This window comes from Erysipelothrix enhydrae (assembly GCF_035066605.1).
Taxonomy (GTDB): Bacteria; Bacillota_I; Bacilli_A; order Erysipelotrichales; family Erysipelotrichaceae; genus Erysipelothrix; species Erysipelothrix amsterdamensis.
Window position 1 is genome coordinate 14,053 of sequence record NZ_CP125807.1, and the last position, 15,927, is coordinate 29,979.

12 protein-coding genes, 3 rRNA genes and 1 other annotated feature are annotated in these 15,927 nt (G+C 39.8%); of the genes, 2 read left to right on the forward strand and 13 right to left on the reverse strand.

Going from position 1 to position 15,927, the window contains the following annotated elements; translation table 11 throughout:
- Positions 1–430 precede the first annotated feature (430 nt).
- The 7 genes from rrf to LLS04_RS00095 all read right to left on the reverse strand — a co-directional run bounded on the left by rrf (position 431) and on the right by LLS04_RS00095 (position 7,959).
- Positions 431–544 (reverse strand): 5S ribosomal RNA (gene rrf, locus LLS04_RS00065).
- A 75-nt stretch (positions 545–619) separates the two neighbouring features.
- A 23S ribosomal RNA gene (locus LLS04_RS00070) occupies positions 620–3,517 on the reverse strand.
- Between the two features lie 307 nt (positions 3,518–3,824).
- A 16S ribosomal RNA gene (locus LLS04_RS00075) occupies positions 3,825–5,363 on the reverse strand.
- The 16S, 23S and 5S rRNA genes sit together here, the layout of an rRNA operon.
- A 171-nt stretch (positions 5,364–5,534) precedes the next feature.
- On the reverse strand, positions 5,535–6,068 hold the full coding sequence (locus LLS04_RS00080; protein ID WP_323611278.1) for a DUF402 domain-containing protein: 534 nt from the start codon (positions 6,066–6,068) through the stop codon (positions 5,535–5,537).
- Between the two features lie 41 nt (positions 6,069–6,109).
- A complete protein-coding gene (locus tag LLS04_RS00085) occupies positions 6,110–6,661 on the reverse strand; it encodes an energy-coupled thiamine transporter ThiT (RefSeq protein ID WP_323611279.1) in 552 nt (183 codons plus the stop codon).
- A gap of 81 nt (positions 6,662–6,742) precedes the next feature.
- Positions 6,743–7,432 (reverse strand): hypothetical protein, encoded by a 690-nt coding sequence (locus tag LLS04_RS00090; RefSeq protein ID WP_254006641.1) that lies wholly within the window; start codon positions 7,430–7,432, stop codon positions 6,743–6,745.
- 38 nt (positions 7,433–7,470) lie between these two features.
- Positions 7,471–7,959, reverse strand: a complete 489-nt coding sequence (locus LLS04_RS00095) for a phosphatidylglycerophosphatase A family protein (protein ID WP_254006642.1) — start codon at positions 7,957–7,959, stop codon at positions 7,471–7,473.
- Positions 7,960–8,095: 136 nt separating this feature from the next.
- Here LLS04_RS00095 and LLS04_RS00100 point away from each other — a divergent pair, with 136 nt between their 5' ends.
- Together LLS04_RS00100 and LLS04_RS00105 are read left to right on the forward strand one after the other, a co-directional pair.
- Positions 8,096–9,565, forward strand: a complete 1,470-nt coding sequence (locus tag LLS04_RS00100) for a carboxypeptidase M32 (protein ID WP_323611280.1) — start codon at positions 8,096–8,098, stop codon at positions 9,563–9,565.
- A gap of 57 nt (positions 9,566–9,622) precedes the next feature.
- Complete coding sequence (locus LLS04_RS00105; RefSeq protein ID WP_323611281.1) at positions 9,623–10,234, forward strand: superoxide dismutase; 612 nt, start codon at positions 9,623–9,625, stop codon at positions 10,232–10,234.
- A gap of 106 nt (positions 10,235–10,340) precedes the next feature.
- On the opposite strand, the gene LLS04_RS00110 is transcribed toward LLS04_RS00105, so the two are convergent.
- From LLS04_RS00110 to hpf, 6 genes are all read right to left on the reverse strand, one after another.
- Complete coding sequence (locus LLS04_RS00110; protein ID WP_323611282.1) at positions 10,341–10,778, reverse strand: GNAT family N-acetyltransferase; 438 nt, start codon at positions 10,776–10,778, stop codon at positions 10,341–10,343.
- Between the two features lie 9 nt (positions 10,779–10,787).
- Positions 10,788–11,495, reverse strand: a complete 708-nt coding sequence (locus tag LLS04_RS00115) for a TrmH family RNA methyltransferase (RefSeq protein WP_323611283.1) — start codon at positions 11,493–11,495, stop codon at positions 10,788–10,790.
- 2 nt (positions 11,496–11,497) lie between these two features.
- Entirely contained in the window at positions 11,498–14,218 is a 2,721-nt protein-coding gene (gene ileS, locus LLS04_RS00120) for an isoleucine--tRNA ligase (RefSeq protein WP_323611284.1), read from the reverse strand.
- A 35-nt stretch (positions 14,219–14,253) separates the two neighbouring features.
- Positions 14,254–14,460, reverse strand: a binding site (T-box leader).
- Positions 14,426–14,908 (reverse strand): DivIVA domain-containing protein, encoded by a 483-nt coding sequence (locus LLS04_RS00125; protein ID WP_323611285.1) that lies wholly within the window; start codon positions 14,906–14,908, stop codon positions 14,426–14,428. It overlaps the preceding feature by 35 nt.
- A 9-nt stretch (positions 14,909–14,917) precedes the next feature.
- Positions 14,918–15,322: a cell division protein SepF gene (locus LLS04_RS00130; RefSeq protein WP_003775374.1), complete on the reverse strand. Its 405-nt coding sequence runs from the start codon at positions 15,320–15,322 to the stop codon at positions 14,918–14,920.
- Between the two features lie 52 nt (positions 15,323–15,374).
- Complete coding sequence (gene hpf / locus LLS04_RS00135) at positions 15,375–15,917, reverse strand: ribosome hibernation-promoting factor, HPF/YfiA family (RefSeq protein ID WP_323611286.1); 543 nt, start codon at positions 15,915–15,917, stop codon at positions 15,375–15,377.
- Positions 15,918–15,927 lie beyond the last annotated feature (10 nt).

Below are 15,927 nucleotides of genomic sequence, written 5' to 3' on the forward strand. Positions count from 1 at the left end.
TTTTCTGCACCCGGTTTCCCTTAGCGCTTGTATATAATACCACCCTCTTTAGCCACCGTCAACACTATTTTCACTTTATTTTGACATTTCTTCTTTTTTTAGGTCTTTTCAGTTCATTCGTGATTTTCACGGTTCATATATGCCTATTCAACCTGTTTTTTTGTCCTTTTTTTAGCCTATTTGAGGATTGTTTTTTGCTTGTTTCACCCTTTCCGGTCTTACAGATTGTGCTTTTATAAGCTTTATGACGATCCATCATCAAGGTCCAGAATCTTTCTAAAGCCTGAATTCTTGATATTCTCATAGTGCCTTGTCATTTTATACAGAGATGATTGCTTACAGTAATGATTTAATGACATAAAAAAGACACTCGAAAGTGATGATGCTTTGACAGCATAAAAAAAAGACACTCTAAATAGAGTGTCAAATTACCTGGCGATGAACTATCTTCACTAGCGCGTGGCTAGATATTGTCGCCGCTAAAGTGCTTAACTTCTGTGTTCGAGATGGGAACAGGTGTGACCACTTCGCTAAAATCACCAGATCATAGTGCATTAGAGAGATGAACTCTCAAAACTGAATAACAGAAATTTGATCTTTTTCGAATCGTTGTATCTTTGTGATTAAAACCTCGACCTATTAGTATCAGTCAGCTCCACATATCACTATGCTTCCACCTCTGACCTATCAACCTGATCGTCTCTCAGGGGTCTTACTACTTACGTATGGGAAATCTCATCTTGGAGTTGGCTTCGTGCTTAGATGCTTTCAGCGCTTATCCAGTCCATACTTAGCTACCCAGCGATGCCCTTGGCAGAACAACTGGTACACCAGCGGTATGTCCATCCCGGTCCTCTCGTACTAGGGACAGCGCTCCTCAAATTTCCTACGCCCACAACAGATAGGGACCGAACTGTCTCACGACGTTCTGAACCCAGCTCGCGTACCGCTTTAATGGGCGGACAGCCCAACCCTTGGAACCTAATTCAGCTCCAGGATGCGATGAGCCGACATCGAGGTGCCAAACCTCGCCGTCGATGTGAACTCTTGGGCGAGATTAGCCTGTTATCCCCAGGGTAGCTTTTATCCGTTAAGCGACGGCCCTTCCACTCGGAACCGCCGGATCACTAAGCCCGACTTTCGTCCCTGCTCGACTTGTAGGTCTCGCAGTCAAGCACCCTTCTGCCTTTACGCTCGTCGATTGATTTCCAACCAATCTGAGGGTACCTTTGGGCGCCTCCGTTACTCTTTAGGAGGCGACCGCCCCAGTCAAACTGCCCACCTGACACTCTCCCGGTACCGGATCACGGTACGCGGTTAGAACTTCAAACATACAAGAGTGGTATCCCAATGGCGACTCCACATATACTAGCGTACATGCTTCATAGTCTCCCACCTATCCTGTACATGTAGGTTCAAAGTTCAATATCAAGCTACAGTAAAGCTCCATGGGGTCTTTCCGTCTAGTTGCGGGTAACCGGCATCTTTACCGGTACTAAGATTTCACCGAGTCTGCTGCCGAGACAGCGCCCAAATCGTTACACCTTTCGTGCGGGTCGGAACTTACCCGACAAGGAATTTCGCTACCTTAGGACCGTTATAGTTACGGCCGCCGTTCACTGGGGCTTCAGTTCAATGCTTCGAACGAATTCTAACATATTCCCTTAACCTTCCAGCACCGGGCAGGTGTCACCCCCTATACTTCGTCTTGCGACTTTGCAGAGAGCTGTGTTTTAGTTAAACAGTCGCTTGGGCCTCTTCACTGCGGCTCTTACGAGCACCCCTTCTCCCGAAGTTACGGGGTCATTTTGCCGAGTTCCTTGGCAACAGTTCTCTCGCTCACCTTAGGATTCTCTCCTTGCCTACCTGTGTCGGTTTTGGTACGGGCCAATACATAATTAACGCTAGAAACTTTTCTTGAGAGCTGGCATCAGTTACTTCACTACTTCCTCACGGGTTCACTCCTCGTAACGCCTTTGCTTTGCATGGCGGATTTGCCTACCATACAGCTCCTTCGCTTAAACCAGCACTTCCAGTCGCTGGCATAACCTAGCCTTCTCTGTCATTCCTTCACTTATGTATCGGGTACAGGAATATCAACCTGTTGTCCATCGACTACGCTTTTCAGCCTCATCTTAGGTCCCGACTTACCCAGGGAGGACGAGCCTTCCCCTGGAAACCTTAGGCAATCGGTGTGTCAGATTCTCACTGACATCTCGCTACTCACACCGGCATTCTCACTTCTATACACTCCACTGCTCCTTACGGTACAGCTTCAACGCAGTATAGAACGCTCCCCTACCATTTATTGAAACAATAAATCCATAGTTTCGGTATCATACTTAGCCCCGGTACATTTTCGGCGCAGGGTCACTCGACTAGTGAGCTGTTACGCACTCTTTAAAGGATGGCTGCTTCTGAGCCAACCTCCTAGTTGTCTGTGCATCCCCACATCCTTTTCCACTTAGCATGAATTTTGGGACCTTAACTGATGGTCTGGGCTGTTTCCCTTTCGACTACGGACCTTATCACCCATAGTCTGACTGCCAACTACTATCCACTGGCATTCGGAGTTTGATTATATTCAGTACCCCGAGATGGGGCCATCATACATTCAGTGCTCTACCTCCAGTGGCCTTACATTGACGCTAGCCCTAAAGCTATTTCGGGGAGAACCAGCTATATCTGAGTTCGATTGGAATTTCTCCGCTAGCCACAACTCATCCGCCAGCTTTTCAACGATGGTCGGTTCGGTCCTCCATTTGGTTTCACCCAAACTTCAACCTGGTCATGGCTGGATCACTCAGTTTCGGGTCTACCACAATGTACTATATCGCCCTATTAAGACTCGCTTTCGCTTCGGCTCCGTCTCTTCAACTTAACCTCGCACATTATGAGTAACTCGCCGGTTCATTCTACAAAAGGCACGCCATCACCCATTAACGGGCTCTGACTTCTTGTAAGCATACGGTTTCAGGATCTATTTCACTCCGCTTCCGCGGTTCTTTTCACCTTTCCCTCACGGTACTGGTTCACTATCGGTCACTAAGGAGTATTTAGCCTTACCGGGTGGTCCCGGTTGATTCCGACAAGGTTTCTCGTGCCTCGCCGTACTCAGGATACCACTAGAGTATCTTACGCTTTCGTCTACAGGGTTTGCACCTTCTTTGACTGGCCTTTCAATGCCATTCGACTAGCTTCGATATCCCACGTTGTGGTCCTACTACCCCATCACGAAGATGGTTTGGGCTCTTCCCGTTTCGCTCGCCACTACTCAGGGAATCACTTTTGTTTTCTTTTCCTCTTGCTACTAAGATGTTTCAGTTCGCAAGGTTGCCTCATCATAAACTATGTATTCATTTATGTGTAATACTGCATAACCAGTATTGGGTTTCCCCATTCGGATACCCCCGGATCGTTGTGTACGTACCACTCCCCGAGGCATTTCGCTGTTAGTCGCGTCCTTCATCAGCTCTTAGTGCCTAGGCATCCACCGTACGCCCTTACATATTTAATCACATGTAATTTCGCGCCCTAATTCTTAAAATCAGGTTTTTTTAACGCTTATCGCTTGATAAGCTGTGTGTTTGCTTTGATTGCTTACTTAATTGCTTAAGTTACTGTTTTTGTTTAACTTGATGTAAATCTAGTTTTATACAACTATTCGAAAAGATCATGTTGATAACATTTATTTCTTTGTCTATCTCTTTTTCTTTTCTGTTATTCAGTTTTCAAAGATCATTTTTCTTGAGATTCCAACGGACTCTCAAAACTAAACAGGAAACTTTAGGTGTCAACTTCACGTCTTTCTAATTACTCCTTAGAAAGGAGGTGATCCATCCCCACCTTCCGGTAGGGATACCTTGTTACGACTTAACCCCAATCATCGATCCTACCTTCGACGGCTCCCTCCTAGTAAACTAGGTTAGGCCACCGGCTTCGGGTATTACCAACTCTCATGGTTTGACGGGCGGTGTGTACAAGGCCCGAGAACGTATTCACCGCGGCATTCTGATCCGCGATTACTAGCGATTCCGACTTCATGGAGTCGAGTTGCAGACTCCAATCCGAACTGAGACGTACTTTCTGAGATTCGCTCCGCATCGCTGCTTCGCTGCCCTCTGTATACGCCATTGTAGTACGTGTGTAGCCCAGATCATAAGGGGCATGATGATTTGACGTCATCCCCACCTTCCTCCGGTTTATCACCGGCAGTCTCTTTAGAGTCCCCAACTTAATGCTGGTAACTAAAGACAAGGGTTGCGCTCGTTGCGGGACTTAACCCAACATCTCACGACACGAGCTGACGACAACCATGCACCACCTGTATCCGCCATAACTATTACACATCTCTGTGCTTTTGCGCGGTATGTCAAGACCTGGTAAGGTTCTTCGCGTTGCTTCGAATTAAACCACATACTCCACCGCTTGTGCGGGCCCCCGTCAATTCCTTTGAGTTTTACGCTTGCGCGCATACTCCCCAGGCGGGATACTTATTGCGTTAACTACAGCACTGAATTTCTCCAACACTTAGTATCCATCGTTTACGGCGTGGACTACTAGGGTATCTAATCCTATTTGCTCCCCACGCTTTCGAGCCTCAGCGTCAGTTACAGGCCAGTTAGCCGCCTTCGCCACTGGTGTTCCTCCATATATCTACGCATTTTACCGCTACACATGGAATTCCACTAACCTCTCCTGCACTCTAGTCTACCAGTTTCTATGGCATCACGGGGTTAAGCCCCGAACTTTAACCATAAACTTGATAAACCGCCTGCGCTCCCTTTACGCCCAATAATTCCGGATAACGCTTGCCACCTACGTATTACCGCGGCTGCTGGCACGTAGTTAGCCGTGGCTTTCTGGTAAGGTACCGTCATATAGAAAGCATTCCCTCTTCCTATCGTTCTTCCCTTACAACAGAGCTTTACAACCCGAAGGCCGTCTTCACTCACGCGGCGTTGCTCGGTCAGGGTTTCCCCCATTGCCGAAAATTCCCTACTGCTGCCTCCCGTAGGAGTCTGGGCCGTGTCTCAGTCCCAGTGTGGCCGGTCACCCTCTCAGGTCGGCTACGCATCATCGTCTTGGTAAGCCGTTACCTTACCAACTAACTAATGCGCCATAAGCCCATCTCGTTGTGATGTATCCCATCTTTAATTAATCTAAGATGTCTTAGATTAACGTATCCGGTATTAGCAGAAGTTTCCCTCTGTTATCCCAGGCATCGAGGCAGGTTGCTTATGTATTACTCACCCGTTCGCCACTAAGTTCCAAGGAGCAAGCTCCTCTTCACTTCGTTCGACTTGCATGTATTAGGCACGCCGCCAGCGTTCATCCTGAGCCAGGATCAAACTCTCCATTTGATTCTTTCTCTTTTTAACTCTGACGAGTTTTGTTTATTTATTTATCCGTATTTCTTTTTGAAATTGACGTTTCCTGTTTAGTTTTCAAAGACCATTTTCTGCACCCGGTTTCCCTTAGCGCTTGTATATAATATCCCACATCCTGTGTTTTGTCAAATGATTTCAGGCTTTTTATTTAAATTCTTTTACCGTTAAATATTTATCGAAATATCTGTATATCTCTTCTTCATTAAATGGGTAACTTTTACTCTTAACTTGTTCAACCAACCGATCCTTCTCTTCGACAACTATATCGATAATTTCTTTCGAATAATTCATCAAAGCTTGATGCTCATCAAATTCATCTTCATCAAGAACAATATACTTCCCGTCTGGAAATACTTTAACATCAAGGTCATAATCTATGTTCTTAAGACCTTCTTCATCGAATACACTTGGTGAAGCGAGATTACAGTAATAATAAACTCCCTTATTACGTATCATTGAAATAACATTGTACCAACGATTTAAGTAGTAAAAACAAATTGCTGGTTCGCGTGTGAACCATCTTCTACCATCTGATTCAACAACCCAAGTTTTATACGTTATTAAAACAATTTTTTCGGCATCGACATCAAGAACTGTACCACTAGACCAGGTCCGATGAAGCGAACCATCATGTTTATAACTTTGTATATAAATAACTTCTCCAACTTTTGGTAACATAACAACACTTCCCATCCTTTAACATTATACACAATAAATGTCTAATTTCTATGCTTAATTCCAGTTCTATGTATTAATAAAGCATTCAATTTAGGCATGAGTGCTAAAATAAGAGAAAAAGATATTATTGTTGTGGGAATCATGAATGTAGCGTTATATGAAACAACGCCAGAAAACACATTACCACGATAGAACTCTGCATAAAATATTAACCCCGAAATTGTATGGAGCACAAACCTTGATAAATTTGAAACAACAACGCCTACTGGTAAAGATAAATCATAAACTTTGAGATCAGGAACTAATCCTGCGACCGCATAAATCGAATATGCAAAAATGTAATCCAAAATAAATTGAAACCAGTGAATCACAATCGGAGTATTAATAATGCACTTAACAAGAAAAGATAACACCGCAACACACAGTGATTTTCCAAATCCCAAATGATAGCTAGCAATAATTAACACTATAATACTCAAGGATACGGAACCACCTTGTGGTAATCTCAAAATGTCAAAAGTATTTGTAATACATTCTAAAGCTCCAAAAAGTGCCACATACACTGAAAGCGTCGCTAAATCTTTAGTTTTCATTTAATCACCTCAAAACGTTTAAGACTGAAATAGACAACTTAGCTCTTTAATTATATCTATTGTATAAAAAATAAAAAGAGGTTAAAGCACCTCTTTTAAATAGTCAATAAAATCACGATACTTCACTCCATATATATGTTGCCCATCTAATTGCTCATAAAGAAGCAGTTTCGAATTAAACACTAAGTCATGAATTCGAGCATAATTTGGCACAATATCTAAATATGTCATAACTGATTTATCTTTTAAACAGGCCGTCTTTCTTATCACATGATGATCAAGCGTCGCATAAGCAAACTTCGCTTCAAACAATTCCAATACATCACCCACTAAAATAAGCGTAGCATTCAAATCGTAAAAATCTGTAAATACGGAATGCGATCCATAAGGAAAATCCATTTCCGTAGGTCTACCAAAGTATCTACTAAATTTACCCGCTGTCGCAATCATTAAACTTGGGTGTGTAACATAAATGCATTCTTGTTGAAGTGTCATAAGTTGCATCATTTTCCCACTGGATAACACAAGACGTTCTTGATTTGAAATATACGGAACCATATCTTTGACAAGCACATCAGAATTAAACTCACAATCTCCAAAAACGCAAACGGTTCCCTCTTTCATGTGACTTTGAATCCCATCCAGAATAATTTTAGAATAAAACGGATCGAATCCATCACTCTCATGCACAAGCACCAAACCATCTTTTTCCACTTCTAATCGTTTTAAGAGTTTTTCCACTGTTAGAGCCACGTCTTTTGAAGAATACATAGATAACACCTCCGCTTCCATATTCACTAAATAAATTGTTATATATTAATGTTTTTTTCTTGATGTTGACTATGAGCGAGTTTGCTTGCTGCAGAAGCTGCAATTGCTCCCACAATATCGTCAAGAAATGTATTGCAAGTTCCATTGTTATGGTCATTCAAAGTTCCGATTATGCCTGGCTTGACTTTATCAATGTATCCATAATTTGTGAGTGCAATTGAGCCATAAAGGTTACAAATTCCGTAGGCGAGAACTTCATCAATCCCATAAAGTCCTTCATCGCGATGAATAATGTCTTCGATATAATGACCACCAAAATCTTTATTCTCAACAGAAATGTCAATGTTAATTCCGGTAATCAACGCATGTTGGACTTCACGCTTATTCAAAACACTGTTAACAATCGGTTCTATATCAATAGAATCGATATCTTCAACATAGTCTTTTTGAAGAAAAACAACACACTCGATAATATCAGATATTTCAACGCCACGACACTTTAACAATTCCACACATTTATCATACATAATGAACCCTCCCATATATAGATTTATTATACATGACTTTTATCATAAAAAAACAGAAATGGATGGTTGGTTTGCTATTTATTTCATTTTACGACTGCTTGCGTTACAATATAAGGAATAATTAGGAGGTCAATATATGACATACGAAGAATTACTCGATAAATTAAATAGCTTGAATCTTGCAATAACAACAATAAGTTTTGACGCACTAACAATTGCACCGAGAAATGGCGCAGCTTTCCGTAATAAAGCACTATCTATTCTCTCAGGTGAATATTTTGCATTACTGACTGACCCGAAAACCTATCACATATTGGAAGAGAGTCAAAATAACGAAAACCCCATTATTGCAGAGAGTGCTAAAACACAACTTCGTCAACTTAATAAAATCAAGAATATTCCATCCGAAGAATACATTGCATTCGATAAACTAAAATATGACTCACAACAATCTTGGGAAGATGCGCGTGAAAAAGGAGATTACGATATTTTCAAAAAAGATCTTGATGCCTTAATTTTAGGTCAAAAAAGCGCAATCAACCACCGAAATTCAACTTTAAGTATTTATGAATCATGTCTCGATGATTACGAGGAAGGCTTACGTGAATCTCATGTTGAAGGATTCTTCAGCACAATCGAACAAAAACTTGTACCATTTATTGATAAGGTGATTGAAGTACAAGGATCCAAACCAGCGTTTCTAAGCGCAGCGGTATCAATTCACGAACAAGATTTAATTTCAGATTTAATTAAGCACCATATGGGCTATGATTCATCATTTGGATATATGGGACATGCAGCACATCCATTCAGTAGCACATTCTCAATTAATGACTCCCGCATCACAACACATTATTACGAAAACGACTTCACATCAAATATTTTTTCAATCATTCACGAAATTGGTCACTCAATGTACAACCACCAAGTCAATATTGACTTCGAAGGTTATCCTATTGCCGATAGTATGAGCATGAGTCTACATGAGTCACAATCACGATTAATGGAAAATATGATTGGTAGAAGTAAATCATTTTGGACACCTCTATATCCAAAACTTCAAGAAATTATTCCTCATGTTTTAAAAGATGTTAATCTCGATGCATTTATCAAAGGTATCAATTACGTAGAAAAAGGCTATATTCGTGTTGAAGCTGACGAACTTACATATCCACTTCATATTATGGTTCGATATAATACCGAGAAAGAAATTTTCAATAACAATCACTGCGCAGAAGGTCTTGATCAATTCTTTGCAAATCAGATGACACAATTACTTGGTATCACACCGAAAAATCCAAGTGATGGAATCCTTCAAGACGTGCACTGGAGCGATGCATCTTTTGGATATTTCCCAACATATGCATTGGGTACAGCCTATGCTGCTCAGTTCATGAAAAAAATGGAAGAAGATATCAATGTTGAAGAAGCACTCTTAAATGGTCAAATGGATATTGTTTTTAATTGGTTACGTGACAACATCCATCAATTCGGTGGGATGTATGATACACAAACCATGATTGAAAGAGTTACCAACGAGCCATTCAATCCAAACTACTACATTGATTATCTCATTGAAAAGTATTCGTCACTTCTAGGCATTTAGTTAGACCCAGTCCTCCATCTTTGTTACAATTTGGTTATAAATAGAGGAGGACTTACGATGACTTATAAATTACCTGAACTTTCATATGACTTTAATGCATTAGAACCACAAATTGATGCGAAAACAATGGAAATTCATTACACAAAGCATCATCAAACATATATTACAAATTTAAATACAGCGATTGAAAAACACCCGGAATTAGAACAAGAATCACTTACTAACCTTATTGAGAACTTAAAGAATGTCCCAGAAGACATCCGCACAGCAGTTCAAAATAATGGTGGTGGTCATTTAAACCATACGATGTTTTGGGAATTTCTATCCCCAAACAAAGGTCAAGAGCCTGGTGAAGCCTTAATGAATGCAATCAATCATGATTTCGGTTCATTTGATGCATTTAAAGAAGCATTCTCAAATGCTGCTAAAACACGTTTTGGAAGCGGTTGGGCTTGGTTAGTGATGGATTCAAACAAATCACTTAAAGTTGTATCTACCGCAAATCAAGATAATCCAATTTCTGAGGGATTAACTCCGATTTTAGGTCTTGATGTTTGGGAACATGCATATTACCTAAACTATCAAAATCGTCGTCCTGATTACATTAATGGTTTCTTTGAAATTATTAATTGGGCTAAAGTCGATCAATTGTATACAGAAAACAAATAATTTTTTTAAAAAGCACCTCTCTTTATAATAAAAGAGAGGTGCTTTTATTTGAAAAAAAACTGCAAGAATGCGAAGATTGTAAATAATCTCACTTCCTGCAGTTTTTTTATCGATCCAAGATCATTTGTTCATATCCTAAGAACTCGAATCCTAATCGTTCATAAAGTTTTTTTGCACCCCGATTACTTGGCGTTACTTCCAATCTGAATCGGATAACATCAGGGAATTTATCCATCAAGATCGATAAAGCCTCAGTACCTAGACCCTTACCACGGTAAGCATCGTCCACCGATAACTCCTCTACCCATAATTGGAATCCACCTACCTCAGTTGAAAACATAATCGAACATAGTAAATACCCACATATGTTCCCTTCTTCAACCAAAAACCACCCAAAACAGTCGTTTTCTTTGATGATATGATTAAAGTTTCGCTTGAATAATTCGTAATCTGGTTCACCAAAACATGCAGGACTTGTTAAAAACTTTGTCGCAAGTTCGGCGTACAACGTTAAATCCGAATCCGTAAATGCTTTTAATTCCATAATGCCTCCCTATTTTCGAAGTGTGTAACAAATAATTGCGGATGCAATCGCAACATTTAGTGATTCAAACTGTGATGTTTCAATTTTGACAGTTCCATCACACAAATCCACTACAGCATCCGACACACCACTACCTTCAGAACCCATCACGACCGCAATCGGACAGGTTTTAATATCTTGTAAATTGTGCGTGTTTTCACCGAGGTAACTCGCATACACGGGAATGTTCCACGCTTTTATTTGAGTTATTGCAAGGTCTAAAGTCATCCGAATGACCGGAATATGAAATATTGATCCTTGTGTGGAACGTATCACTTTGTCATTAAGCTCATCCACACAGGTTTCAGAGACAACAACAGCATCAAAACCAAAACTATGCGCGGTACGGATAATGGTACCGAGATTACCAGGATCTTGAACACCATCACAAATGAGATATCGATCAGCTTTCGTTAATGCACGATGTGGTTTCGAAATCACTGCAAACTGGTTCGAACCAGAAATTGTATTGGATAGTTTTTGAGCTATATGCTCTGTAATCTGAATATCATCCTTTTCCGTTAATCCTATTGTTTTTTTTACAATACCAGCTGCATGAGCTTCCTGAATTAAGTGTTCACCCTCTATCAAAACTTCATTGTGTTCGTCTCGATACTTCTTTTTGCTTAATTTAGTACAATGCTTAACGAAATCATTTTGAAGTGATGTAATTTTCATATCTAAGCCTTAACAACATCGTGACAACGTGGGCAAAGTTCATCTTCGCCGACAACATCAACGATATTCCAACAACGCGGACATGTATGACCTGCAACTTTTTCAACAGAAACTTCGTAGCCCATAACTTCTGGCAACGCATCACGAACAAGTTCTAGTTTGGATACAATAAACCATTGTGCATCATGTTTTCCTAGAATACTTTGTACTCGTGTTTCATCTGCTTCATTAAGATGGAGGCGAACATGCGCTTCTAAAGACTTACCAATTACTTTTTCTGCACGTTTTTCTTCTAGTGCCTTAAATACTGATTCACGTAATTTCAAGAGTGAATCCATTGACGCAACTTCATCACTTGAAAGGATTGGATCAACCAAGTTACTGAATTCTTGAAGATGGATACTCTCGTCTTCAGGTCTGAATACACGGTTCAACTCTTCTGTAGTATGAACAAGAATTGGTGCCATAATACGGGAATAGATCATCAACGCGTGATAAATCACTGTTTGAATTTCACGTCTTGAACGATCATCTTCTTTTTCAATGTAAAGAATGTCTTTGGTATAGTCTAAGTAATACGATGACATCATATTTGTAAGAGAACTTACAACTGAGGTCGTTACTTTTTGATAATCAAATGCTTTGTACGCTTCTTGAGCTTCTTTATTAACACGAATTACTTCATTTAAGACATAACGGTTAAGCAGTGATAATTCTTCAATCGCAATTCCGTCCGCGTCAATATCAAAGTTCGCAAGATTTCCATGCATAAATCTAAATGTATTACGGATTTTACGGTAAGATTCGGATACTTGTTTCAACAAATCTTGTGACATCTTGATATCAGAATGGTAGTCGACACTTGCAACCCAAAGGCGTAGAATATCTGCTCCTAAAGTTTCAGTAATTGCTTGAGGACTTAAAGCGTTCCCTTTCGATTTACTCATCTTTTCGCCGTCATCATGCATAATAAAGCCATGACTTACGACTTGTTTATATGGCGCAAAACCATAGAGTGCAACGGAAATGATTAATGATGAGTTGAACCAACCACGATATTGGTCAGAACCTTCTGCATAAACATCCACAGGAAGTGGTGTCTTACAGTGGTTTAACGCTGCAGTGTGTGATGATCCTGAATCAAACCAAACATCCATAATATCTGTTTCTTTTTTAAATGTACCATTTGGTGAATTTGGATGTGTATAGCCTTCTGGTAATAAATCAATTGCTTCACGTTCAAACCATACATTCGTACCAAATTGTTCAACTAAATTAGCTACATGATCAAAAACATCTTGCTCAATAATTGGAGATCCATCTTCAGCGTAAAAAATCGGAATTGGAACACCCCAAACACGTTGACGTGAAATACACCAATCACCACGATCTGCAATCATATTATGCATACGTTTTTGACCCCATTTTGGTGTCCATTCTACTTTTTCAATCTCATCCAATACATTTTGACGTACGGAGTCAATTGATGCAAACCATTGCGTTGTTGCACGGTAGATAATTGGCTTTTTAGTTCTCCAGTCATGCGCATAGCTGTGTTTAATCCAACCCATTTTTAAGAGCGCACCCAACGATTCAAGTTTCATGGTTACAGCTTTATTCGCTTCTTCAAAGAAGAGTCCTGCAAATTCACCCGTAACTTCAGTTAAAACACCTTGCTCATTAACTGGACTGATTGGCTTAATACCATAAAGTGCACAGACATTAAAGTCATCAACACCATGGTCAGGAGCCGTATGAACACAACCTGTTCCAGCTTCATCGGTAACGTGATCACCATTTAATACCGGTGATAAACGATCATAAAGTGGATGTTGTGTTGTAACACCTTCGATGTCACGTCCTTTAAAACGTTTTAAAATTTCTCCTTGTTCGAGTTCTAATTCTTTAAGTGCGGATTCCATAAGGGATTCCATGAACACCATGTTGCCCTTCTCAGTTTGAACAAGTACGTATTCCATATTTGCATTAACTGAAATTGCAAGGTTTGCAGGAATTGTCCATGGCGTTGTTGTCCAAATAACCATCTTATCACCAGCGTCTAAGACACCCTTACCATCAACGACGTCAAATGCAACAAAGATTGCTGGATCACGACGTTCGCGGTATTCAATTTCCGCTTCAGCAAGTGCAGATTCACTTGATGGTGACCAATACACAGGTTTTAATCCTTTATAGATCATACCCTTCATCGCCATTTCCGCAAATACACGAATTTGTGTTGCTTCAAAATCTTTATTGAGTGTTAAATAAGGGTTCTTATAATCCCCAATTTTACCTAACGATTTAAAATCAGCCATTTGAATTGCAACTTGTTCATGCGCATATTTCTCACAAAGCGCTCTAAATTCGTATGTCGGCATTTCTTTACGATTGACACCTAATTTTTGAATTGCATTTTCAATTGGTAAACCATGTGTATCCCACCCTGGTCTAAACGGCGTTTGATAACCTGCCATAAATTTAGTACGGACAATTAAATCTTTTTGAATACCATTTAAAGCATGACCAATATGGATATTTCCATTTGCATATGGAGGACCATCATGCACTGTGAAAAGTGGTGCACCTTCGCGCACTTCTTGCATTCTTTCATAGAGGTTCATTTCATCCCAATCAGCTTGAATTCCAGGTTCTTTTTTATTAAGATTTCCTCTCATTTCAAAATCTGTCTTTGGTAATAACAGTGTATCTTTGTAGTTCATATTTTTTGCTCCTAACATATAAAAAAAGACGCCCTCATAAGGGCGTCTTCAACGCGGTACCACCTTAATTTACAGATGAAATCTGTAATCTCAATACGTTAACGCCGTAATACGTACTTTCTACTATGATTTCAAAAGTAAGGTTCACAAGTGATATTAAAACGGATTGTTACTTGTTTTCACCATCCACAAGCTCTCTGAAACAATTTATCGCCCTAATTTGTCTTGATCTTCACCAATAAGTTTGGAATTGGGTGCATCTGGCAATGTTAAATCGTCAATTGCAACCTCTAATTCCAATAATTTTTCTTTTAACTCGTCACGGAGTTCGTTAGATTCATTTGAAATACGAGCTATTTCAACGAGTACTTGACGCGATGTTGACATCGCCTCACGAACAATCATGTCCGCATTCATATAGGCTGTATCTATAATTGAATTTGCTTCTCGTAAGGCCAGCCGCGACATTTCTTCTGCAGCCTTCTCACGAACACCACTTTCGCTCACCAATTGTTGATATCGCTTTTTGATTATATCACGTTGTTCTTGCAATGACTCAACTTGTTTTTGATAAAGTTCAATTTGTTTCGTTAATATTGTTTTATCGTGTTCCAAATTGGTTATCATTTGATCGACTTCAAAACGATCATACCCTTGGCGCATAACTCTAAATTTGGGTTTATGAGACATACTCAACTACTACTGATCTAAATCTTCAAGGTTCATGCTAATTTCCCCTTGAACTCCTATTGTACGTGGTGTACAAAGAATTACATTGTGGCCAATTTTTTGAATTGATCCATCAAGTGCAAACACAACTCCCGTTAAGAAATCAATCGTACGTTGTGCATAATCACGTTGTAATCGATGTAAGTTTACAACTGCTGCGCGTTTTTCTTTTAAGTAACGTGCAACCTCTTCAGATTCTTCAAATGATCTTGGTTCAAATAAAACCATTTTTGTATCTGATGGTAATTTAGGCGCCTCTGATGATGCGCGTGGTGTTTCATATTCGCTCAAGCTCTCAGCCTCCTCGTCAGTAAGTTCAAGATATTCATCTTCAACCGGTGTAAGAATATTTTTAAGTTTATCTTTAAAGCTCATCGTTCAAACCTCCGTTTTGATAAGTATATCATATCATATTTATAGTTTAAAATTAATCGTTATCGCGATCGACCTCAAGCAATCCATAATCGCCGTCAAGACGCTTATAGACAACCGCAACATCTGATGTTTCATCATCTGTGTAAATAAAGAATGAGTGACCCAACATTTCCATATCTACAATCGCATCATTTAGATTCATTTTTTCAGCCACAATAGATTTAGTCTTAACAAGTTTAGATTCTTCTTTTGCCTCTGATTCTGCAATCATATTTAAAAATGCTTGTGATAATCCCTCACGGTTTTTACGTGAAATTTTTGTTTTATGACGACGAATTTGGTCTTCTAATTTATCAACAACACGATCAAGTGCTGCATAGAAATCTTCGTGTAAAACTTCGGCACGTAATGGTCCAATTTTTGAAGTAATTGTAACTTCAACTTTTGATCCGTGAGGATAAACATTCACAACCACATTTGCACGCCATGAGTCATCAACCTCGAAATACTTGTGTAAGAATTCTAATTTTTCTTCCACTTTTTCTTGCATTGCATCTGTGATTTCCACATTTTTTCCATGAATATAAACTAACATATAAAACCCT

Excerpts from the sequence above, each read along its gene's own strand:
- LLS04_RS00080 (WP_323611278.1), bottom strand. The coding sequence starts at position 6,068 with ATGTTACCAAAAGTTGGAGAAGTTATTTATATACAAAGTTATAAACAT.
- LLS04_RS00085 (WP_323611279.1), bottom strand. The coding sequence starts at position 6,661 with ATGAAAACTAAAGATTTAGCGACGCTTTCAGTGTATGTGGCACTTTTT.
- LLS04_RS00090 (WP_254006641.1), bottom strand. The coding sequence starts at position 7,432 with ATGTATTCTTCAAAAGACGTGGCTCTAACAGTGGAAAAACTCTTAAAA.
- LLS04_RS00095 (WP_254006642.1), bottom strand. The coding sequence starts at position 7,959 with ATGTATGATAAATGTGTGGAATTGTTAAAGTGTCGTGGCGTTGAAATA.
- LLS04_RS00100 (WP_323611280.1), top strand. The coding sequence starts at position 8,096 with ATGACATACGAAGAATTACTCGATAAATTAAATAGCTTGAATCTTGCA.
- LLS04_RS00105 (WP_323611281.1), top strand. The coding sequence starts at position 9,623 with ATGACTTATAAATTACCTGAACTTTCATATGACTTTAATGCATTAGAA.
- LLS04_RS00110 (WP_323611282.1), bottom strand. The coding sequence starts at position 10,778 with ATGGAATTAAAAGCATTTACGGATTCGGATTTAACGTTGTACGCCGAA.
- LLS04_RS00115 (WP_323611283.1), bottom strand. The coding sequence starts at position 11,495 with ATGAAAATTACATCACTTCAAAATGATTTCGTTAAGCATTGTACTAAA.
- ileS (WP_323611284.1), bottom strand. The coding sequence starts at position 14,218 with ATGAACTACAAAGATACACTGTTATTACCAAAGACAGATTTTGAAATG.
- LLS04_RS00125 (WP_323611285.1), bottom strand. The coding sequence starts at position 14,908 with ATGTCTCATAAACCCAAATTTAGAGTTATGCGCCAAGGGTATGATCGT.
- LLS04_RS00130 (WP_003775374.1), bottom strand. The coding sequence starts at position 15,322 with ATGAGCTTTAAAGATAAACTTAAAAATATTCTTACACCGGTTGAAGAT.
- hpf (WP_323611286.1), bottom strand. The coding sequence starts at position 15,917 with ATGTTAGTTTATATTCATGGAAAAAATGTGGAAATCACAGATGCAATG.